At 34.0% G+C, this 21,218-nt stretch carries 23 protein-coding genes; 15 read left to right on the forward strand and 8 right to left on the reverse strand.

The window, feature by feature from the left end:
• Positions 1-31 precede the first annotated feature (31 nt).
• The 6 genes from VP395_RS06555 to VP395_RS06580 form a co-directional block, all read right to left on the reverse strand.
• Positions 32-955, reverse strand: coding sequence for a M28 family peptidase (locus tag VP395_RS06555; protein ID WP_346240951.1), 924 nt, complete (start codon positions 953-955; stop codon positions 32-34).
• 82 nt (positions 956-1,037) lie between these two features.
• Entirely contained in the window at positions 1,038-1,781 is a 744-nt protein-coding gene (locus VP395_RS06560; protein ID WP_346240952.1) for a succinate dehydrogenase/fumarate reductase iron-sulfur subunit, read from the reverse strand.
• A gap of 42 nt (positions 1,782-1,823) precedes the next feature.
• A complete protein-coding gene (locus VP395_RS06565; RefSeq protein ID WP_346240953.1) occupies positions 1,824-2,186 on the reverse strand; it encodes a four helix bundle protein in 363 nt (120 codons plus the stop codon).
• Between the two features lie 26 nt (positions 2,187-2,212).
• Positions 2,213-4,225 carry a fumarate reductase/succinate dehydrogenase flavoprotein subunit gene (locus tag VP395_RS06570; RefSeq protein ID WP_346240955.1) on the reverse strand — a complete coding sequence of 671 codons (2,013 nt, stop codon included), beginning with the start codon at positions 4,223-4,225 and terminating at the stop codon, positions 2,213-2,215.
• A gap of 10 nt (positions 4,226-4,235) precedes the next feature.
• A complete protein-coding gene (locus VP395_RS06575) occupies positions 4,236-4,916 on the reverse strand; it encodes a succinate dehydrogenase cytochrome b subunit (protein WP_346240956.1) in 681 nt (226 codons plus the stop codon).
• 270 nt (positions 4,917-5,186) lie between these two features.
• Positions 5,187-7,001 (reverse strand): T9SS type A sorting domain-containing protein, encoded by a 1,815-nt coding sequence (locus VP395_RS06580; RefSeq protein ID WP_346240957.1) that lies wholly within the window; start codon positions 6,999-7,001, stop codon positions 5,187-5,189.
• Between the two features lie 179 nt (positions 7,002-7,180).
• Here VP395_RS06580 and VP395_RS06585 point away from each other — a divergent pair, with 179 nt between their 5' ends.
• Positions 7,181-8,473 carry an aminopeptidase P N-terminal domain-containing protein gene (locus VP395_RS06585; RefSeq protein WP_346240958.1) on the forward strand — a complete coding sequence of 431 codons (1,293 nt, stop codon included), beginning with the start codon at positions 7,181-7,183 and terminating at the stop codon, positions 8,471-8,473.
• Positions 8,474-8,532: 59 nt separating this feature from the next.
• Here the strand turns inward: VP395_RS06585 and VP395_RS06590 are convergent, their stop codons facing one another.
• On the reverse strand, positions 8,533-9,855 hold the full coding sequence (locus VP395_RS06590; protein ID WP_346240959.1) for an aspartate kinase: 1,323 nt from the start codon (positions 9,853-9,855) through the stop codon (positions 8,533-8,535).
• A gap of 139 nt (positions 9,856-9,994) precedes the next feature.
• On the opposite strand from VP395_RS06590, the gene VP395_RS06595 reads away from it, so the two are divergent.
• The 4 genes from VP395_RS06595 to VP395_RS06610 all read left to right on the forward strand — a co-directional run bounded on the left by VP395_RS06595 (position 9,995) and on the right by VP395_RS06610 (position 12,107).
• On the forward strand, positions 9,995-10,651 hold the full coding sequence (locus VP395_RS06595) for a hypothetical protein (protein WP_346240960.1): 657 nt from the start codon (positions 9,995-9,997) through the stop codon (positions 10,649-10,651).
• A gap of 23 nt (positions 10,652-10,674) precedes the next feature.
• The gene (locus VP395_RS06600; protein ID WP_346240961.1) at positions 10,675-11,451 is read left to right on the forward strand and encodes an alpha/beta fold hydrolase; all 777 of its coding nucleotides are present in this window, start codon (positions 10,675-10,677) and stop codon (positions 11,449-11,451) included.
• A 60-nt stretch (positions 11,452-11,511) separates the two neighbouring features.
• Positions 11,512-11,778, forward strand: a complete 267-nt coding sequence (locus VP395_RS06605; protein WP_346240962.1) for a hypothetical protein — start codon at positions 11,512-11,514, stop codon at positions 11,776-11,778.
• 71 nt (positions 11,779-11,849) lie between these two features.
• Positions 11,850-12,107, forward strand: coding sequence for a hypothetical protein (locus tag VP395_RS06610; protein WP_346240963.1), 258 nt, complete (start codon positions 11,850-11,852; stop codon positions 12,105-12,107).
• Here VP395_RS06610 and thiL read toward each other — a convergent pair.
• Positions 12,104-13,144, reverse strand: coding sequence for a thiamine-phosphate kinase (gene thiL, locus VP395_RS06615; protein WP_346240964.1), 1,041 nt, complete (start codon positions 13,142-13,144; stop codon positions 12,104-12,106). The two genes, VP395_RS06610 and thiL, sit on opposite strands and share 4 nt — an antisense overlap.
• 256 nt (positions 13,145-13,400) lie before the next feature.
• On the opposite strand from thiL, the gene VP395_RS06620 reads away from it, so the two are divergent.
• From VP395_RS06620 to VP395_RS06665, 10 genes are all read left to right on the forward strand, one after another.
• Positions 13,401-13,730, forward strand: a complete 330-nt coding sequence (locus tag VP395_RS06620; protein ID WP_346240965.1) for a HesB/IscA family protein — start codon at positions 13,401-13,403, stop codon at positions 13,728-13,730.
• 103 nt (positions 13,731-13,833) lie between these two features.
• Positions 13,834-14,139, forward strand: coding sequence for a four helix bundle protein (locus tag VP395_RS06625; RefSeq protein ID WP_428833353.1), 306 nt, complete (start codon positions 13,834-13,836; stop codon positions 14,137-14,139).
• A gap of 29 nt (positions 14,140-14,168) precedes the next feature.
• Positions 14,169-15,617 carry a Fe-S cluster assembly protein SufB gene (gene sufB, locus VP395_RS06630; protein WP_346240966.1) on the forward strand — a complete coding sequence of 483 codons (1,449 nt, stop codon included), beginning with the start codon at positions 14,169-14,171 and terminating at the stop codon, positions 15,615-15,617.
• 38 nt (positions 15,618-15,655) lie between these two features.
• A complete protein-coding gene (gene sufC / locus VP395_RS06635; RefSeq protein ID WP_346240967.1) occupies positions 15,656-16,408 on the forward strand; it encodes a Fe-S cluster assembly ATPase SufC in 753 nt (250 codons plus the stop codon).
• Between the two features lie 93 nt (positions 16,409-16,501).
• Positions 16,502-17,815, forward strand: a complete 1,314-nt coding sequence (gene sufD, locus VP395_RS06640) for a Fe-S cluster assembly protein SufD (protein WP_346240969.1) — start codon at positions 16,502-16,504, stop codon at positions 17,813-17,815.
• A gap of 143 nt (positions 17,816-17,958) precedes the next feature.
• Positions 17,959-19,173: an aminotransferase class V-fold PLP-dependent enzyme gene (locus tag VP395_RS06645; protein WP_346240970.1), complete on the forward strand. Its 1,215-nt coding sequence runs from the start codon at positions 17,959-17,961 to the stop codon at positions 19,171-19,173.
• Positions 19,174-19,226: 53 nt separating this feature from the next.
• Entirely contained in the window at positions 19,227-19,655 is a 429-nt protein-coding gene (locus VP395_RS06650; protein ID WP_346240972.1) for a hypothetical protein, read from the forward strand.
• Between the two features lie 118 nt (positions 19,656-19,773).
• On the forward strand, positions 19,774-20,196 hold the full coding sequence (locus tag VP395_RS06655) for a SufE family protein (protein WP_346240973.1): 423 nt from the start codon (positions 19,774-19,776) through the stop codon (positions 20,194-20,196).
• Between the two features lie 78 nt (positions 20,197-20,274).
• Positions 20,275-20,598, forward strand: coding sequence for an SUF system Fe-S cluster assembly protein (locus VP395_RS06660; protein WP_346240975.1), 324 nt, complete (start codon positions 20,275-20,277; stop codon positions 20,596-20,598).
• An 82-nt stretch (positions 20,599-20,680) separates the two neighbouring features.
• Positions 20,681-21,187 (forward strand): DUF2480 family protein, encoded by a 507-nt coding sequence (locus tag VP395_RS06665; protein ID WP_346240976.1) that lies wholly within the window; start codon positions 20,681-20,683, stop codon positions 21,185-21,187.
• Positions 21,188-21,218: the final 31 nt, after the last annotated feature.

Raw genomic sequence — 21,218 nt, forward strand, 5'->3', positions numbered from 1 at the left:
GTTTTGAAAACCTTGCAGGATTTTAAAACTTTTAAAAGTTTAATAAATCTATTTTTTCAAAAACGGATATGATAACCTTTACTGCTTCTATATAAAATTCAGGTTGGATATTTTCGTAATCATCGGTTGGTTTGTGGTAATCTTCATGATCGTCAACTCCAAAATATAAAAATGGAATTCCTTTTTTATGAAAGTTTGCATGATCGGAAGCATAGGTCCAATTATCTTTCCAGTTACCTTCATCATGACCTGCTAAAAAGTTTATTTTTTTGGAATAGGTATGATTTGTAACGACTTGTTTCAAAGTTTCATTATGAATAGTACCAACTGCAAACAATTCGTTCTTATCGCTTCGGCTAATCATATCCATATTGAGGTTTACCATGATTTGCTTCAAAGGAACAATCGAATGATTTACAAAGTATTTAGACCCTTGAAGCCCCAATTCCTCCGCATCAAAAGCCGCCAAAATAACCGAATGTTTTGGGGGATGGATTCTAAAATATTCAGCAAAACTAAGCAGGGCACTGGTACCAGAAGCATTATCATCTGTTCCATTATAAACGTTTCCATTTTTAACACCTTCATGGTCGTAATGTGCACTAATTACAATATATTTTTCAGGGTATGTTGTCCCTTTTATATACCCTAAAACATTTTTACTTTCATAACGCCTGCCTGCTTCCGTAAACAAAAATGGCTGTAAATAGTCATTTCCTAAAGGTAAAACCTCAAACAACATAAACTGGTTGACGATGTACTTTTCAGCCTTTAAAGCACCTTTTGTTCCTGTTCTTCTGCCTTCAAAAACATCAGATGATAATGTTTTTATATGTTGAAGCAACATGGTTTCGGAAAAGAATGATCTGTTTGAAATATCATGAGTTATTGTTTGCGCATCACACAGCATGCTCATAAAACACATCAACCCTAAAAGGCAAACATTTTTTTTCATTTTAACAAATTAAGAAGCCAAATCTAAATAAAAAACCCAAGCAAAAGCCTGGGTTCTATTTATTATCGATAAAAGGTAGTCTTTAAGACAAACTCGCTTTCATTAACTCTCTATTCATTCTTGCAATATTGTCTAATGAAATGCCTTTAGGACATTCAATTTCGCAAGCACCGGTGTTGGTACAGTTTCCAAAACCTTCTAAATCCATTTGTGCTACCATGTTACGTACACGGTCTGCTGCTTCAACTTGACCTTGAGGTAACAAAGCATATTGCGACACTTTTGCGCCCACAAATAACATAGCAGATGAATTTTTACACGTTGCTACACAGGCTCCACAACCAATACAAGTGGCGGCGTCCATAGCTTCATCGGCAGCATGTTTAGAAATTGGAATAGAGTTAGCATCTTGCGTATTTCCAGACGTATTTACTGAAATGTAACCTCCAGCTTGTTGAATACGCTCAAAAGATGTTCTATCAACCACTAAATCTTTAATTACTGGAAAAGCAGCTGCTCTAAATGGTTCAATGGTAATAGTGTCGCCATCTTTAAACATACGCATGTGTAATTGGCAAGTGGTTACACCTCTATCTGGTCCGTGGGCTTCACCATTAATGTACATAGAACACATTCCGCAAATACCTTCACGACAATCGTGATCAAAAGCCACAGGTTCTTCACCAGTATTTACTAATTGTTCGTTCAAAACATCCATCATTTCTAAAAAAGACATATGTTCTGAAATATCAGTTACTTTATAATCGACCATTTGACCCTTTGATTTTGAGTCTTTCTGTCTCCAAATTTTAAGTGTTAGATTCATTTTATAGTTTATTAGCCAAAAGTCAAAAGTAATTAGTAAAAACTACTTATCAATTGATTTTATAAAGGCATTTAACATTTTACTTTCTTCGCTTATTAAATCTTGAATTTTATTAAAACTTTCTGTTGAAATAAAATTTAATTCTTTTGCTATTATAATTTGAGTTTCTAATTCTAATAAAGACCCTCTTGAATATTTTAAAAATTGCAAATAATTCTTAGTGTAATTCCTTCCCCAACCTTCTGCAATATTAGATGGAATCGAAATGGAAGATCGTTTGATTTGACTTTGCAATCCAAATAATTCATCATTTGGAATTTCCTTGCATAACAAATAGGTTTCTTTTACTATTTCAATTCCTTTTTGCCAAATCAATAAATCTTTATATGTCTTGATTTCACTCATCTATTTCCTGATGGCTAGTGACTAAATTACTTATAAGAACGTTGTTTTAGTTCAATATCTTTAAACTCTAATATTTCTTTATGTAAAACCGCATCGGCTGGTTCACCTTTGTACTCCCAAGCAGCTACGTAAGCATAATCTTTATCATTACGTTTTGCTTCGCCTTTTTGTTCGCCATCTAATTCAACCGATTCTTCTCTAAAGTGACCACCACAAGATTCGTTTCTATTAAGTGCATCTTTAGCGAATAATTCACCTAACTCAAGAAAATCTGCTACACGACCTGCTTTTTCCAGTTCAGGATTCATTTCGCTTGCAGAACCAGGCACTTTTACGTTTTTCCAGAAATCTTCGCGTAATGCTTTAATTTCAACCATGGCTTCTTTTAAACCTTGCTCGTTACGAGACATGCCGCATTTATCCCACATAATTTTTCCTAATTTTTTGTGGTAATAATCTACTGAATGCTCTCCTTTATTATTAATGAAGAAATTGATTCTATCAGTTACTTCTTTTTCAGCTTCGTCAAACTCTGGCGTGTTGGTTGGAATTTTACCGGTTCTAATTTCATTAGACAAGTAATCGCCAATAGTATAAGGCAATACAAAATAACCATCGGCCAAACCTTGCATTAATGCTGAAGCACCTAATCGGTTAGCTCCATGTTCAGAGAAATTAGCTTCACCAATACAATATAACCCATCAACGGTAGTCATTAAATTATAATCTACCCAAACACCTCCCATAGTATAATGGGTTGCAGGGTAAATCATCATCGGTGTTTCGTATGGATTCTCGTCAACGATTTTCTCATACATTTGAAATAAGTTTCCGTATTTCTCTTCAACAATGGCTTGACCTAATTCGTATATTTTAGCATCGGAAGGATTTTCTATATTCTGAATTTTAGCTTGTGTTTTTCCGTAGCGTGTAATTGCAGAAGCAAAATCTAAAAATACCGCTTCGCCAGTTGCATTTACACCAAAACCAGCATCACAACGTTCTTTAGCAGCACGAGATGCCACATCACGAGGTACTAAGTTACCAAATGCAGGGTAACGACGCTCTAAGAAATAATCTCTGTTTTCTTCAGCAATATCTGTTGGCTTTATTTTACGTTGTTGTAATGCTTTAGAATCTTCAATATTTTTTGGCACCCAAATACGTCCGTCGTTACGTAACGATTCAGACATCAATGTTAATTTGGACTGATAATCGCCCGAACGTGGAATACATGTTGGGTGTATTTGTGTATAACAAGGATTTGCAAAATACGCCCCTTTTTTATGAATTTTCCAAGCAGCGGTTGCATTAGAACCCATCGCGTTTGTTGATAAGAAATATACATTTCCGTATCCCCCCGAAGCAATAACAACTGCATGAGCCGAATGACGTTCTATTTCACCAGTAATTAAATTACGGGCAATAATACCTCTCGCTTTACCATCAACTTTAACAACATCTAGCATTTCGTGGCGGTTGAACATTTCAATTTTACCACGTGCAATTTGACGGTTCATTGCTGAATAGGCGCCTAATAATAATTGCTGCCCTGTTTGTCCTTTAGCATAAAAAGTTCTTGAAACCAATACACCACCAAACGAACGGTTGTCTAACAATCCACCATAATCACGAGCAAAAGGAACACCTTGAGCCACACATTGGTCGATAATATTAGCTGAAACCTCAGCCAAACGATACACGTTTGCTTCACGAGAACGGTAATCGCCCCCTTTTACGGTATCATAAAATAATCTATATGTTGAATCACCATCACCTTGATAGTTTTTTGCAGCATTAATACCTCCCTGAGCAGCAATTGAGTGTGCACGACGAGGTGAATCTTGATAAGCAAATGCTTTTACATTATAACCTAATTCCGCCAAAGTAGCTGCGGCAGAACCACCAGCTAAACCTGTTCCTACAACAATAACATCAATATGACGCTTATTTGCAGGATTTACTAGGTTGATATGATTTTTATAATCTGTCCATTTATCTTTTAAAGGACCGTGTGGTATTTTTGAATCTAATGCCATATATCTGAGATTAATGGTGATTTAAATGATGAAATAGCGCAATAACTATAAATCCTAAAGGAATTATAATTGAATAGGCCTTTCCTATGTTTTGTAACGTTTTCTTTCTGCTTGCAGTAGCTCCCATAGATTGGAAAGCAGAGGTGAAACCATGCAATAAATGCAATGCCAAAAACACAAAAGCCAAAACATAAGCCCCTACTCTAATAGGGCTTACAAACTTTTCCTGTAACTCATGGAAATAGCGGTAACCATCAACACCTTCGTGTATTCCAGACCAATCGCCTTGTATAAATTTTGTGTTAATTTCTGGAAACCAAAAATCGATAAAATGTAAAATGATAAATGCTAAAATAGCAACACCACTGTAAATCATGTTTCTACTCATCCACGTTGAATTTGCAGCACCATTGTTTTTTACATAAGCAATATTTCTTGCTTTTTTGTTCTTTATCTCTAGGATAAAACCCATAACAAAGTGAAAAACAACACCAAAAATTAATATGGGTTGCATTACAAATTGAATTAACCAATTGGTTCCCATAAAGTGAGATACCTCGTTAAAAAGGTCGCCACTAAAAACAGATAAAAGGTTAATTGCAAAATGTTGAAGTAAGAAAAACATGAGGAAGAAAGCTGAAAGCGCCATGGCTACTTTTCTTCCAATTGAAGATTTTAAAAATCCGCTCATTAGTTAATTTATTAAGTATAGTTTGCAAAGGTAATTTACAATAAATTCATAGACAAAAAGTTGGGCAGTAAAATTATAATTTAGAACAATTATAAGTAATAATACTTAGTTTTTAAAATATGTAAATTATTCTTGGTTTTTAACATAAAATATGATTAATACGCACAAAAATCAACGATTAATTTAAACTATTATCAAACAAATTGGGTTGCAAAATAAAAAAGACACTTAAAAAAGTGCCTTTTTATTAAAATTTTAATCACAATTGATTTACTCTATAAGTATTTTTTTTGTGATTTCTGCTCTTTCAGATAGAATCTTAACAAAATATAAGCCTTTTGAAACCCCCATTAAATTAATTGTTTTTGTTCGTGATGCATTAGATGCATCAAGTTGAGAAATTAGTCTTCCTCGAACATCGTAAACAACAATTTTATCTAAATTAATAAGTGAGTTGTTTTTTATATAAAACTGACCACTTGTTGGATTCGGGTAAATGCCAATTGCTGCATCTAACTCTTCTTCTTCAACACTTAAATAACAAGGATGATTAGTCATTAAAGGTTGCGCACACACCATAGAACCTGTGCTTCTTCCTTGAATAGCACTCGCAGCTGTAATATTTCTAGCCCCTAAAACTCTTTGCTCTTCAGAATTTGAAAGTGCATAATGCATAACATCATTAGTATCGTTAACATGAGCTAGTTGGTGCCCATGTCCTAATTCATGAAGTGCAACACTTTCAAAATCATATTGAGAAATCCCTGTTGAGTTGATAGCAGAACTATAATTCCAGTTAGTCGCATCATCAAAGAGCATATCTAATTCATAAACAAACCAGTTAAATGTTGAACCCGCAGAACAGCCATTATAATACGATATGCATTGACCTAAAACATCAGTTTCCAACTCATCTCCATTATCAAACCGAATAACATTTACATTATCCTGTGAAGCAACATCAACCGTAGTAACGGCTCCAGCTACTATCCAATTAATACCTGTTGTACATCTCCAAGTCTCAAACGCCCTTAAAAACGCAGCTTTAGCATTTGCATTGGCATTAAAGTCTGTAAACATTTCCCATGTATAACCTCCAGAAGAATTATCCTTAATATGCTGTGCCCTGTAAGCATAAAGGGGAAGTGGCCCATTACTCCCACCTGTACTTGTCATATCATCTGCATCATAATAAACATTCGATTCAGAATAGGTTATTATTAAATCACTAGTTGAAGTTGCCGAAGCTCCTCCACTATCCGTTATCCTAATTCGTCCTGTTCCAGCTTCTGAAGGAATTTGAACTGTAATTTGAGTATCAGACCAAGCTAGCACTTGTGTCCCTAATGCTTCAATAAAAGTGGATCCACCATCATCTGCATTACTAAACAGCACTTTACCTTTGGCTGTACCAAAACCAGTACCATTAACTGTAAGCTCTGTTTTAGTCCCCGCAGTTGTTGTAGTTGGCGTAAAAGTTATTGAACCCGGAGCAGCCAATGTACTTTTACTCAAATTAGTTTGTTTACTAGCTCTGTGAAAGCTATTAACTTCAACATAGCTAATATTGGTATACCCCATAATTTCTTTATAAAAAGAAGTTACCCCTTTCTTTTTATTGAATGGGTTTATAGCCTCGTCATTATATAAATTATATTTATAAAAACCCTGCAGTGAGCCATAGGGTTTGAATTGCTTTTTTGAAGATTTACTAAGAGCACTAAGCCTAATATTATTATCATACAACATAAACACTCCTATGTCTTCCGTGTTTAATTTTAAACTAGGCGTAACAACTTCTGCTGATAAACCAATCGTACCTCCCCTTGTAATGACTTCTATGGTTTCAACAAGATCACCTTTAAAAACCTTATAAACCTTAACCGTATTGGATGTATAAATATTTTTATTATCGGCATCCCAAAAGGACTGTTTCGAAATAACCTCACCTTCCACAACCAAACTTGAGTTTTCAATCTGCTTTTTTAATGAAGCTTCTTTAAGTAGGATTTGTGCATGTAAATTTGATGAACTTATTAGGCTTCCTAATAAGATAAATACTATTTGTAAAATAATTCTTTTCATAATATTCAATATTTTTACAATAATTAGAATTGAGGCAGTATCAAATATAGCAAATTATTACATATGATTTGTTTAGTTTTGCTACTTTTAGCATACTTTACACTTACATAACACAAATTTAAATACGTTAAAAACCGCAGATTACATTATTGATTTATAGCGGATTTAAAAACAAACACATGAAATATCTACCAATAAATTCCTCTCTTTTTATTAGCAACAGAAAAAACTTTACTGCTAAGATGAAACCTTGCAGTTTGGCTGTTTTTAACTCAAATGATATCTATCCAATAAGCGCAGATAGCACAATGCCTTTTCAACAACATCGCGATATTTTTTATCTAAGTGGTGTAGACCAAGAAGAAAGCATTTTGGTATTGTTTCCCGACTGCCCAAAAGAAAAACATCGTGAAATTTTATTTTTAAAAGAAACCAATGCACACATTGCTGTTTGGGAAGGCGAAAAACTTAACAAAGAAAAAGCCTTTGAAACCAGTGGTATTAAAACGGTATATTGGCTTCAAGACATGGAAAAAATAATGTTTGAATTAATGACACAATGTGACACCGTTTATATAAACACCAACGAACATTACAGAGCGAATGTTGAAACCGAAACCCGCGAAGACCGTTACACCAAATGGTTAAAAGAAAAATACCCCGCACACAGGGTTGCAAAAAGCGCACCAATATTACAACGCCTTCGCTCGGTTAAAGACCCTATTGAAATTGACTTAATTCAACAAGCCTGTAACATTACCGAAAAAGGATTTCGTAGAATATTAAATTTTGTAAAACCTGAGGTTTGGGAATATGAAATTGAAGCGGAATTAATGCACGAATTTTTACGCAACCGCTCTAAAGGGTTTGCATACACACCCATCATCGCTTCAGGAAACAATGCCAACGTTTTGCATTATATTGAAAACAACAAACAATGTAAAGCGGGCGATTTAATATTATTTGATACGGCTGCCGAATATGCTAATTATTCTAGCGACTTAAGTAGAACCATTCCAGTTTCCGGAACATATTCCAATCGACAAAAAGCAGTTTACAATGCGGTTTTAAGAGTAAAAAATGAAGCCACAAAACTACTAGTTCCAGGAACTATTTGGACTGATTACCATGTAGAAGTTGGGAAACTAATGACATCAGAATTATTAGGGTTAGGGTTATTAGACAAAGCCGATGTTCAAAACGAAAACCCCGATTGGCCTGCTTACAAAAAATACTTTATGCACGGAACCAGTCACCACATGGGCTTAGACACACATGATTATGGCATTTTAACTGAGCCTATGCAAGCTAATATGGTTTTTACCGTAGAACCTGGAATTTATATGCCTGAAGAAGGTTTTGGCATTCGATTGGAAGATGATGTAGTGATTCAAAAAACTGGAGAACCATTTAACTTAATGCGAAACATCCCAATTGAAGCTGAAGAAATTGAGGATTTAATGAATTCATAAAATAATAAAAGGGTCGTTTTTCAACGACCCTTTTTGCTAACATTACTAAATATTGTAATTTATAGAGTGACTAATTCAAATAAATAATCGTTTAGTTTTTGCAGCGTATTAATTTTATTTTTAGTGTCCACTAAAAGTGAAATATTGTTGTTACTTCCTCCATAGGAAATCATTCTAATTTTCACATCTTGTAATATTTGGAATAACTTATATGTTTCTGAATGATTCACCACAGAATGACCCACCAAGCAAATAATACTTTGGTTTTTATCTACTTCAATAATTGCGAATTTTTCTAGTTCAGCTAAAATTTTATTTAAGTTTCTATCGTCATCAATAGTTAAAGAAACAGCTACTTCCGAAGTTGTTATCATATCAATTGAAGTTTCGTAAACTTCAAAAATCTCAAATACTTTTCTTAAAAACCCGTGTGCTTGAAGCATTCTGCCAGATTTAATCTTAATAGCAGTAATACCATCTTTAGCAGCCATAGCTTTCACGCCATTTTCAGAATGGTCGTTATTTATTAAAGTACCATAAGCTTCTGGGTTCATGGTATTTTTTAATCGCACTGGAATATTAAGTGACCTAACAGGTGTTACTGTTTGAGGGTGTAATATTTTTGCTCCAAAGTATGCCAATTCAGCTGCCTCATCAAATGATAAATTTGAAATTGGCCTGGTATTCTCAACATATCTTGGGTCGTTGTTATGCATACCGTCAATGTCTGTCCAAATTTGAACCTCCTCTGCATTAATAGCGGCCCCAATAATAGTTGCCGTATAATCACTTCCACCACGTTGAAGATTCGAAATCTTCCCTTTATCATCTAAACAGATGAACCCTTGTGTGATGTAAATTTGAGCGTCTTCAGCTTTATCAAAAGCTGTTTTAAAATGTGCTTTTATATAATTGACATCCGGATCTTTATCCGAATCAATCTTCATGAAAGTTAAAGCTGGCAATAAACTTGAACTTACTCCTTCTTGCTTTAAATAACTATTCACCATATATGTTGAAAGCAACTCACCTTGAGCAACAATTTCATTTTCCAAATCAATTGAAAAAGGCTTAGCAGTACATTCAACCAACAAATTAAAAATACTAGAAACGTATGTTTTAACTTCTTTATTCAATGAGGCATTCGCAAGAAGATTGTCTATTACCGTAATATATGTTTGGTGAAGTTTATTGATTTTATCAACACTTTCATTACTTTCATTATCAGCAATGTGTTTTGCAATAGCAACTAACTGATTTGTTGTACCAGACATAGCCGACAAAACAACAACCTTTTTTTCGCCGTCGTTTATAATATTCTTAACATTACATATATTTTCAACCGATCCAACCGAAGTTCCACCAAATTTTAATACTCTCATACGTTATGCTTGTTTCTTTAATTCCTTTAAAATCAATTTGATTTCATTAATTTAGACGGCGAAAGTATAACTCCTTAGCTTAAAAAAGATATTTATTAAAAAATATGTTTATTTTTACACATATTGTTAAATAATTAACATGAAGACTGTATCAAACTGTGTTGAAGACATATTAATCACACAACCTTACCTAGAAGAAGCGCTTTCAAGAAACATAATAAACTTTAGCGCTTTGGCCATAGAACTTACCGAACCAATAAGCAAGATGCTAAAAAAAGACGTGAAGCCTGGTGCTATTATGATGGCTTTACGACGATACAATCCACCACCAGCTTTGTCAAATTCTTTAAAAATGAAAAAATTCATGCAGAATTTGGGCGATATAACGGTGCGTTCAAACCTAACCGATTTCACTATAAAGAATTCTGAAACCATAATTGATAACCACGCTAAAATTTTAGAACGTATCAACCAAGAGTCTAAATTATTTTACACCTTTACAAGAGGCATTCACGAAAGCAATATTATTATTTCGAGCAGTTTAAACGATTTTATAAAAGAGAATTTAAAAAGCGAAAGTTTTATTGCCATTCAAGACGGGCTTTCTGCCATTAGTGTTAACCTGCCACAAGACAACTCTAAAATTGCAGGATTATATTATCAGTTTTTTAAGCGTTTAGCTTGGGAAGGCATTGTACTTTATGAAGTTATTTCTACTACCAACGAGTTTACCATTTTAGTTGAGGATGAATTTGTTGATAAAGCTTTTACAGCTATTAAGAAAGTAAAACCTTAAACTACTTAATTCATTTAATCAAAATGAAACTACCTTACAAAGGCATAAATGTTTTTTACACCGACCAAGGCGAAGGAAACCCTGTAGTTTTGCTTCACGGATTTTTAGAAAACGCTACCATGTGGAATGCTTTCATTCCAGAACTGAGAAAAAAAAACCGCGTTATTTGTATTGATTTATTGGGTCATGGGAAAACCGAATGCTTAGGTTACCTGCACACTATGGAACTTATGGCAGAAACTGTTGAAGCGGTTTTAAACCATTTAAAAATAAACAAACCAACACTTATTGGGCATTCTATGGGTGGGTATGTAGCACTCGCTTTCGCGGAACAAAACCCAAACAATTTAAAAGGTTTATGTTTAATGAATTCTACAGCTTTCCCTGATACAGAAGAAAAAAAGCAAAACAGAGACCGCGCTATTCTTGCTGTTAAACAAAATCACAAAACCTTTGTTAGAATTGCGATAAACAATTTATTTAGACCAAAAAACAGAATTATTTTCGCCGATAAAATTAAAGAAGTTATTAATAGTGCTTTAGAAACTCCATTACAAGGTATTGTTGCTGCGTTGGAAGGTATGAAAATTAGAAAAAACAGAACACACATACTTCAATTATCTAATTTCAAAAAAATGATGATTATAAGCAAAAAAGATCCTGTTTTAGACTATGAAACACTCATTAATCAAACCAAGAACAACACCATTAAAGTAGTTGAATTTCCAGACGGACACATGAGTCATATTGAAAATGAAAGTGATTTCTTAATAAATATCATGCATTTCATCGAAAAATAATATAGTTTTGTCGTTTATTTCTGTTTTTTTATTATGTTTACTCCTCAAACAAAGCAACTTATGAAAAAACCAACCACAAAGCCTGCTTTAATGCCAAAAATGTATTGCAATTTTTTTGGGCATGATTATCAAGTATCTAAAAAAGTGACCTACCATGTTAAAGAGTACACATGTTCACACTGCAAAAAACAGTTAACTACAAACAGCAATGGAAGTTTAATAGAATTAACTCCAAAATTTAAAGAGATTAATGCCATCTTAGAGCGCATTCACAATTCAAGAATGGAACGTTTAAAGGAAAAAGCAATCCTTTCGTCGATTTATTAACAGATTATTAACCACTTATAAATGTTTTTTATAGTTTAATGGTCTCTAATTAAACTAATTAAGGCAATTAAATGAAAAACATTCATTGCATGGTCTTTGGGCATGATTTCAAAGTAACTAGAAATGTTACCTATCATGTTAAAGAATACGCTTGCAAAACCTGTAAAAAACAACTTACTACCAGCGGTAACGGCAACCTTATTGAACTAACACCAAAGTTTAAAGAAATAAATGATGTTTTAGAACGTATACATCACAAACGTATTTTGCGCATTAAAAAACTTAAAGAAAATCAAATTGAACAAAAAGCTAAATTACAAATAGCTTAATCACCAAAGTTTTTCCACCCTTGTGCCTTTATTGGTATTCTTGATTCACCTCTAGTTACTAAATGCATCCCTTCGCTTACTTCTTTCATATAACCAATCACGCTAAAGTTAGGGTTTGCTTTTATTTTTGGAAAATCTGTTTGAGATATTGTAAACAACAATTCATAATCTTCACCACCATTCAAAGCAACTGTTGTACTATCCAAATTAAATTCTTCACAAGTAGAAATAACTTGTGGGTCTAACGGAATTTTATCCTCATATAAATCACAACCTGCATTACTTTGTTTACATAAATGTATAATTTCAGAAGATAAACCATCACTTATATCTATCATCGAAGTTGGCTTCACATCCAAATCTTTCAACAATTTTACAATATCTTTTCTAGCCTCTGGTTTTAATTGACGCTCAATTATATAAGAATACGGCGTTAAATCTGGTTGACTATTTGGGTTCACTTTATATACTTCCTTTTCACGCTCCAACACTTGCAGCCCCATATATGCACCTCCTAAATCGCCAGAAACAACCAACAAATCACTTGGCTTTGCACCAGACCTATAAACCTCTTGATCTACCTCGCCAATGGCTGTAACCGAAATTAACAATCCCGTATTAGACGATGTGGTATCGCCACCAACAACATCAATATTATAAATTTTAGCAGCCGTTTCAACACCTGCATACAAATCTTCAAGTGCCTCTAAAGGAAACCTATTGGATACAGCTATAGATATAGTAATTTGGGTTGGATTGGCATTCATTGCATACACATCCGATAAATTAACCATAACCGCTTTATAACCCAAATGTTTTAAGGGCATATAGCTTAAATCGAAATGCACACCTTCAACCAACAAATCGGTAGTCAATACAATCTTCTTATTGTTAAACTCTAAAACGGCTGCATCATCCCCCACACCTTTTATGGTTGATTTGTGATTGATTTTAAAGTTTTTAGTTAAGTGGTCTATAAGTCCGAATTCACCTAACTCACTTAATGATGTACGTTGTTGATTTTTATCTTCTATCATGCTGCAAAAATAAGAAGCTTATTTATATAAACGTATAAGCTATCGCTAATAAAAATTCAAATTTTTCAACTTAAACCCATAAATCTATAACAAAGTTGCTGCTTTTTTAATCAATAGGGAAAACCTATAAAACTATATGCTAATATAATGTTAGGTTACATGGTAATACGTGACTTATATTGTATATTTGTACCCTATTTAGAAATCGTCTTAATAAAAAATGATTTAAGACTTATCTAAATCTAATTAAAAACATATGATAAAAGTTTCTGAAACAGCTAAGAAAAAAGTTATCGAACTTATGCAAGAAGATGGCTTTAACCCTACTACCGACTTTGTACGAGTAGGCGTTAAAAGCGGTGGTTGTTCTGGGCTATCTTACGATTTAAAGTTTGATAAAGAAAATGCAGAAGATGATAAAGTGTTTGTGGATAATGATGTGAAAATTATTGTAGACAAAAAAAGTTTCTTGTACCTAGTAGGAACTACTTTAGAATACTCTGGAGGATTAAACGGCACCGGATTTGTGTTTAACAACCCAAATGCAAATCGCACATGTGGTTGCGGTGAATCGTTTTCACTGTAAGTTTATAAAGTAGAAAGTTAAAAAGTTTTAAGGTAAACGGCGAAATTTAATTCTTTTTGAAGAAATTATTTCAAGGCAGAAAGCCCGAGAATTAAACAAGGACATTTACAATTTAACTAAAGAAAATAAATACTTTAATGTTGATTTTGGTTTAAGAGACCAAATAAGACGTTCAAGTATTTCAATTTCTTCAAACATAGCTGAAGGATTTGAAAGAGAAACAACAAAGGAGTTCATTCGCTTTTTATACATTGCCAAAGCATTATCAGGGGAGTTTCGCTCGCAATTATATTTAGCTTATGATATAAATTATTTAAGTTCAGAAGAATTTGAAAAATTAAAGTTAAAAGTAAACGAAGTTTCGAAGTTAATTAGTGGTTTAATAAAATACTTAAACTCAACTTTATAACTTTTTACTTTACAACATTAATACTAATTATGAATAAATATACTGAAGACGATTTAAGGGAAGAACTTAAAACCAAGGAATACGAATACGGATTTTATACCGATATAGAATCTGACACGTTTCCTGTGGGTTTAAACGAAGATATTGTTCGTGCAATTTCTCTTAAAAAAGAAGAACCAGAATGGATGACCGAATGGCGCTTAGAAGCGTTTCGTGCTTGGGAAAAAATGGTTGAACCAGAATGGGCAAATGTGCATTACACCAAACCAGATTTTCAAGCTATTTCATACTATTCAGCACCAAATAGCAAACCTAAATACAATAGTTTAGATGAAGTAGATCCTGAGTTATTAGCAACATTTGCTAAACTTGGTATTTCATTGGATGAACAAAAAAAACTATCTGGTGTAGCCATGGATGTTGTGGTAGATTCCGTTTCGGTAGCAACAACATTTAAAAAGACTTTAGGAGAGAAAGGGATTATATTTTGCTCAATTTCTGAAGCTTTACGCGAACATCCAGACTTAGTTAAAAAATATATCGGTACGGTTGTTCCTCAAAAAGATAATTTCTATGCTGCTTTAAACTCTGCTGTTTTTAGTGATGGAAGTTTCTGCTACATTCCAAAAGGCGTAAAATGTCCTATGGAATTGTCTACCTATTTTAGAATCAATCAAGCAGGAACGGGTCAGTTTGAAAGAACTTTGGTTATTGCAGATGAAGGCAGTTACGTTTCTTATTTAGAAGGTTGTACCGCACCAAGTCGTGATGAAAATCAATTACACGCAGCTGTTGTTGAGCTTATTGCTTTAGATGACGCTGAAATAAAATATTCAACTGTACAAAACTGGTACCCTGGAAATGCCGAAGGCAAAGGGGGTGTTTTCAATTTTGTAACCAAACGTGGTTTATGCGAAAAGAACGCTAAAATTTCTTGGACGCAAGTGGAAACCGGTAGTGCCGTAACTTGGAAATACCCATCATGTGTTTTAAAAGGAGATAATTCGGTTGGAGAGTTTTACTCCATCGCCGTTACCAACAATTTCCAACAAGCTGATACGGGTACGAAAATGGTTCATTTAGGAAAAAACACTAAATCGACTATCATTTCGAAAGGTATCTCAGCAGGAAAATCACAAAATAGTTACCGCGGATTGGTAAAAATAAGTCCGAATGCCGATAACGCCCGTAACTTTTCACAATGCGATAGTTTACTTATGGGTAACGAATGCGGTGCACACACGTTTCCATATATAGAAGCTAAAAACAAGTCAGCAAAAATAGAACACGAAGCAACCACTAGTAAAATTGGTGAAGACCAAATTTTCTATTGCAACCAACGTGGAATAGATACTGAAAAAGCCATTGCACTTATTGTAAACGGATTTAGTAAAGAGGTATTAAATAAGCTTCCTATGGAGTTTGCTGTGGAAGCTCAAAAACTATTGGAAATTAGTTTAGAAGGCTCTGTAGGATAAATTATTATAAAGTATAAAAATAGAATCAAATTAACAACATGTTAAAAATTGAAAATTTACACGCAAGTGTTGAAGATAAAGCCATTTTAAGAGGCATAAATTTAGAAGTTAAAGCTGGAGAGGTTCACGCGATTATGGGACCAAACGGTTCAGGAAAAAGCACACTAGCTTCTGTTATTGCAGGAAAAGAAGAATATGAAGTTACCGAAGGGGATATCATATTCAATAATGAAGACATCAATGAATTAGCTGCTGAAGAACGCGCTCATAAAGGGGTGTTTTTGTCATTTCAATATCCTGTTGAAATTCCGGGAGTTTCGGTAACAAACTTCATGAAAACTGCTATTAACGAAACACGTAAAGCGCAAGGTTTAGAAGAAATGCCTGCTAAAGACATGTTGAAATTAATCCGTGAGAAATCGGAGTTATTAGAAATCGATAGAAAATTTTTATCCCGTTCATTAAATGAAGGTTTTTCAGGTGGCGAGAAGAAACGTAACGAAATTTTCCAAATGGCAATGCTTGAACCTAAATTGGCCATTCTTGATGAAACCGATTCTGGCTTAGACATTGACGCCCTTCGTATTGTTGCAAACGGCGTTAACAAACTAAAAAGCAAAGACAATGCGGTTATAGTTATTACACATTATCAACGTTTGTTAGACCATATCGTTCCAGATTTTGTACACGTACTTTATAACGGTCGTATTGTAAAATCGGGCGGAAAAGAATTAGCCCATGAACTTGAAGAAAAAGGATACGACTGGATTAAAGAAGAAGTGAACGCTTAAAAATCAGTTAAAAGTAAAAAGTTTTTAAAGTTTAAAAGTTACATGTAGTCCAACTTTTTACTTTCAAACTTTTAAACATTTCAACTCAACAAAATGGATTTAAAAGAAAAATTAATATCATCCTTTTTAGCATTCGAAGAACGCGTAGATGTAGATGCATACGTACACGATGTTAGAAGCGAAGCTATCAAAATATTTGAAGAAAAAGGCTTCCCTACCAAAAAGGAAGAAGCATGGAAATACACTTCTTTAAACAGTATTCTAAAAGAAGATTACAGTGTTTTCCCTAAAAATGAAAATGCTATAGAATATAACGATGTAAAAAAATATTTTATTCATGATATAGACACTTTTAATGTAGTGTTTATTGATGGAAAGTATTCTTCACACCTATCGCAAACCACACACGACGGATTGGATGTTTGCTTAATGTCTTCTGCATTAACAAAACCAAAATACCGTTTAATCATTGAAAACTATTTTAATAAAGCAGCTACAAAAGATAGCCTTACTTCATTAAACACTGCATTTTCAAGTGAAGGAGCCTATATTCACATTCCGAAAAATAAATTGGTTCAAAAGCCAATTCAAATCATCTATTTTTCAACAGGAAATGAATCGGCAACCATGTTGCAGCCTCGTAATTTGATTGTGGTTGATGAGAATTCACATGTACAAATTATAGAACGCCATCAAAGCTTAACGGATAATGCTGTTTTAACAAATAGCGTAACCGAAATTTTTGCCAACAAACGCGCCATTGTTGATTATTACAAAATTCAAAACGACAACCAAAACGCAACGCTTATAGACAACACATTTATTAAGCAAAAGCAAGAAAGTGTTGCATCGGTACATACGTTTGCTTTTGGCGGGAAATTGGTGCGCAACAATTTGAATTTCTACCAAACGGGAGAACGCATCGAATCTACCCTAAAGGGCGTGACCATTATTGGCGACAAACAACATGTAGACCACAACACCTTGGTGCATCATATCGAACCAAATTGTGAGAGTCATCAAGATTACAAAGGTATTTTCGGCGAAAACTCAACAGGCGTTTTTAATGGGAAAATTGTAGTTGAAAAAGAGGCTCAAAAAACTAATGCGTTTCAAGCCAACAACAACATTTTAATAAGCGATAAAGCAACCATAAACACCAAACCTCAGCTGGAAATCTTTGCTGATGATGTAAAATGCTCACACGGTTGTACCATCGGACAACTAGACGAAAGTGCCATGTTTTACATGCGTTCGCGCGGAATTCCAGAAAAAGAAGCCAAGGCACTTTTAATGTACGCCTTTAGTAATAACGTGTTAAGTTCTGTTAAAATTCCAGAAATCAAACAGCGCATTACTAAAATTATCGCCAACAAATTAGGTGTAAATCTTGGGTTTGATTTATAAAATTATTTGAAGCTATTCCCGCTATCCGCTATATCTTTTTTTAGGTCACCCTGAGCTCAATCGAAGGGTCTTTCACAAAAGGAGGATTTCAAGTTTATCTTGAGCGGAGTCGAAAGACTACTATCGGGGCTAAACATAAAGCCATGTTCAACGTAGAAACCATCCGAAAAGACTTCCCCATTCTTTCTCGCAAAGTAAATGGCAAACCATTGATGTATTTTGATAATGCTGCAACATCACAAACCCCAAAACAAGTTATCGATGTTATTGTGGATTATTACTCAAATTACAACGCCAACATTCATCGTGGTGTACATAGCTTAAGTCAGGAAGCTACCGATAAATACGAACAAGCAAGGCACAAAATTCAAAAACATTTCAACGCCAAATTTGCACACGAAATTATATTCACATCGGGCACTACGCACGGTATAAATTTAGTTGCAAACGGCTTTTCTTCCATCTTAAAAAAAGGAGATGAGATTATTGTTTCAGCTTTAGAACACCATAGTAACATTGTGCCTTGGCAAATGTTGTGCGAACGTACTGGAGCTCTTTTAAAAGTCATTCCTATGAACCAAGAAGGTGAATTGGTAATGACCGAATACAATAAATTACTTTCAAAAAACACGAAACTAGTTTTTGTAAATCATATTTCAAACGCTTTAGGAACTATCAACCCTATTGAATATATTATTGAAAAAGCCCACCAAGTTGGTGCTGCAGTTTTAATTGATGGTGCACAATCGTGCCCTCACATAAAGCCCGATGTTCAGGCTTTAGATGTCGATTTTTATGTTGCTTCAGCTCACAAAATGTGTGGGCCAACGGGCGAAGGCATGCTTTACGGAAAAGAAAGTTGGTTGAAAAAATTACCCCCTTACCAAGGTGGTGGTGAAATGATAGCCGAAGTTACTTTTGAAAAAACAACTTACGCCGATTTACCACATAAATTCGAAGCAGGAACCCCAAACATTTGTGGTGGCATCGCTTTTGGAGCAGCCATCGATTATATGAACAGTATTGGTTTTGATGTTATTTCTAAATACGAACACGAACTTCTAGAATACGCCACATCACAATTATCGCAGATTGATGGTTTAAAATTCTACGGAACTTCAAAAAATAAAGCTTCAGTTGTTTCATTTAACCTAGAAGGAATTCATCCCTATGATGTTGGTACCATTTTAGACAAATTAGGAATCGCTGTTCGAACTGGTCACCATTGTGCACAACCTATAATGGATTATTTTAAAATTCCAGGAACGGTGCGAGCTTCTTTCGCATTTTATAACACCAAAGAAGAAATAGACGCTTTAGTTACTGGTGTTAAAAAAGCAAAAATGATGTTGTCTTAATTTTTGGCTTCTTTTTTGTTATATTATAAAAAGAAACTAAACCTTACATCATCATGAAATTTCTAATAGTTCTTTTATCACTATTGTTTGTAGACAATGGTTGTTCACAAGCCAATATAAAACAAGACACTATTTCTATTGACTATTCTACACATTCCAGAAGAACTTTCAAACACATTTCCATCAGTAAAAAAAGTATTTCCGTACTAAACAAAAGAGGTGAAACGCGCTTAATAAAACCCTGTTCCAAACCTAATTGGAAAAGTATTTTAAAAGCCCTAAAGCCCATTGATATTGAGAATATCCCAAACCTAAAAGCACCTTCAGAAAATCGCTTTTTTGATGGTGCTGCCATAGCCAACTTAAAAATAACTTATGATGGCAAAACCTATGAAAGCCAAAGCTTCGATCATGGGAATCCGCCCAAAGAAATAGCAGAACTTGTTAAAGAAATGCTATCTATTTCAGAAAACATTGAATAGCAACATTTCTTATTGTATTTTTGCGTAGAATTATACTGTTAGGTCGAGTGCAGTCGAGACCTATAAATATGTTAACCTCTCGACTGCGCTCGAGGTGACAAAAATTAAATTTACAATTGTGAGTATTCAAGACATACAAAATGAAATAATAGACGAATTCTCAATGTTTGAAGATTGGGAAGAGCGTTACCAATATATGATTGATTTGGGTAAAGATTTACCTCTAATTGACGACCAATATAAAACTAACAGCAACATCATAAAAGGTTGCCAAAGTAAAGTTTGGGTTCATGCCGAAATGAAAAACGATAAAATAGAATTTACCGCCGATAGTGACGCTATTATTACTAAAGGTATTATTGCAATTTTAATACGCGTATTTTCAAATCAGCATCCAAAAGACATTATTAATGCCGATACCGATTTTATTGATAAAATTGGATTAAAAGAACATTTATCACCAACCAGAGCGAACGGTTTGGTGAGTATGATAAAACAACTTAAAATGTATGCCATTGCATACCAAACACAGTTAAAATAAGTTTATTCGTTGAATCGTTTATCTGTTGATTTATTTCGAATAAACGTCTCAACAAATAAACACATAAACATTAAAAAAATGAGCGAAGCAATAGATACCACTGAATTAGGTGAAAAAATAGTAAACGTACTAAAAACCATTTACGATCCAGAAATACCTGTAGATATTTATGAATTAGGTTTGATTTATGATGTTTTTGTAAATGAAGATTACGATGTTAAAATATTAATGACCTTAACAACACCAAACTGCCCAGTAGCAGAAACATTGCCATTGGAGGTTGAAGAAAAAGTAAAATCATTAAACGATGTGAAATCTGCTGAAGTAGAAATTACGTTCGACCCTCCTTGGACACAAGATTTAATGAGTGAGGAAGCTAAGTTGGAATTGGGAATGCTGTAAAATAGTTTACAGTTACAGTATACAGTAAAGTTAATTTAAAACCTAAATATCACCTTGAGCTCAGTCAAAAGGTCTCAATAATATGTCAGACGAAATAATAAATCGCGTAGCGAATAGCAAATTAGCAACTATTAACCTTGAGGATTATTATCCAAAAGGCCAGAGAGTTCTTTTTGATATAAAAGATTGGCTTTGGGAAGGCTTGGTTTTACGTGAAAAAGATTTTAGAAATCAAGTATCTGAATTTGACTGGTCGGAATATCAAGATAGCTATATAGCTTTAACTTGCAGTACAGATGCTATTGTTCCAGGTTGGGCATTTATGCTTATTAGTATTCATTTAGAGCCTTATGCTAAAAAGGTTATTATTGGGAATCTGGAAGCTTTAGAAACATCCATTTATCAAGATGTAATTGGAAATCTTGATGTTTCGGAATATAAAAACACCCCAACTATCATCAAAGGCTGTTCAAAAAAACCTGTTCCTCAAAATGCTTACATCATGTTAGCAAATAAGCTAAAACCTATTGCCAAATCTATCATGTATGGGGAAGCATGTTCTTCTGTTCCTCTTTTCAAAAACAAATAATATTTTTGTGACATTTCAACACAACCTATGC

Source organism: Mariniflexile soesokkakense (assembly GCF_039650365.1).
Lineage (GTDB): Bacteria > Bacteroidota > Bacteroidia > Flavobacteriales > Flavobacteriaceae > Mariniflexile > Mariniflexile soesokkakense.

Coding starts and splice junctions, on each gene's coding strand:
- VP395_RS06555 (WP_346240951.1), bottom strand. CDS start 955: ATGAAAAAAAATGTTTGCCTTTTAGGGTTGATGTGTTTTATGAGCATG.
- VP395_RS06560 (WP_346240952.1), bottom strand. CDS start 1,781: ATGAATCTAACACTTAAAATTTGGAGACAGAAAGACTCAAAATCAAAG.
- VP395_RS06565 (WP_346240953.1), bottom strand. CDS start 2,186: ATGAGTGAAATCAAGACATATAAAGATTTATTGATTTGGCAAAAAGGA.
- VP395_RS06570 (WP_346240955.1), bottom strand. CDS start 4,225: ATGGCATTAGATTCAAAAATACCACACGGTCCTTTAAAAGATAAATGG.
- VP395_RS06575 (WP_346240956.1), bottom strand. CDS start 4,916: ATGAGCGGATTTTTAAAATCTTCAATTGGAAGAAAAGTAGCCATGGCG.
- VP395_RS06580 (WP_346240957.1), bottom strand. CDS start 7,001: ATGAAAAGAATTATTTTACAAATAGTATTTATCTTATTAGGAAGCCTA.
- VP395_RS06585 (WP_346240958.1), top strand. CDS start 7,181: ATGAAATATCTACCAATAAATTCCTCTCTTTTTATTAGCAACAGAAAA.
- VP395_RS06590 (WP_346240959.1), bottom strand. CDS start 9,855: ATGAGAGTATTAAAATTTGGTGGAACTTCGGTTGGATCGGTTGAAAAT.
- VP395_RS06595 (WP_346240960.1), top strand. CDS start 9,995: ATGAAGACTGTATCAAACTGTGTTGAAGACATATTAATCACACAACCT.
- VP395_RS06600 (WP_346240961.1), top strand. CDS start 10,675: ATGAAACTACCTTACAAAGGCATAAATGTTTTTTACACCGACCAAGGC.
- VP395_RS06605 (WP_346240962.1), top strand. CDS start 11,512: ATGAAAAAACCAACCACAAAGCCTGCTTTAATGCCAAAAATGTATTGC.
- VP395_RS06610 (WP_346240963.1), top strand. CDS start 11,850: ATGAAAAACATTCATTGCATGGTCTTTGGGCATGATTTCAAAGTAACT.
- thiL (WP_346240964.1), bottom strand. CDS start 13,144: ATGATAGAAGATAAAAATCAACAACGTACATCATTAAGTGAGTTAGGT.
- VP395_RS06620 (WP_346240965.1), top strand. CDS start 13,401: ATGATAAAAGTTTCTGAAACAGCTAAGAAAAAAGTTATCGAACTTATG.
- sufB (WP_346240966.1), top strand. CDS start 14,169: ATGAATAAATATACTGAAGACGATTTAAGGGAAGAACTTAAAACCAAG.
- sufC (WP_346240967.1), top strand. CDS start 15,656: ATGTTAAAAATTGAAAATTTACACGCAAGTGTTGAAGATAAAGCCATT.
- sufD (WP_346240969.1), top strand. CDS start 16,502: ATGGATTTAAAAGAAAAATTAATATCATCCTTTTTAGCATTCGAAGAA.
- VP395_RS06645 (WP_346240970.1), top strand. CDS start 17,959: ATGTTCAACGTAGAAACCATCCGAAAAGACTTCCCCATTCTTTCTCGC.
- VP395_RS06650 (WP_346240972.1), top strand. CDS start 19,227: ATGAAATTTCTAATAGTTCTTTTATCACTATTGTTTGTAGACAATGGT.
- VP395_RS06660 (WP_346240975.1), top strand. CDS start 20,275: ATGAGCGAAGCAATAGATACCACTGAATTAGGTGAAAAAATAGTAAAC.
- VP395_RS06665 (WP_346240976.1), top strand. CDS start 20,681: ATGTCAGACGAAATAATAAATCGCGTAGCGAATAGCAAATTAGCAACT.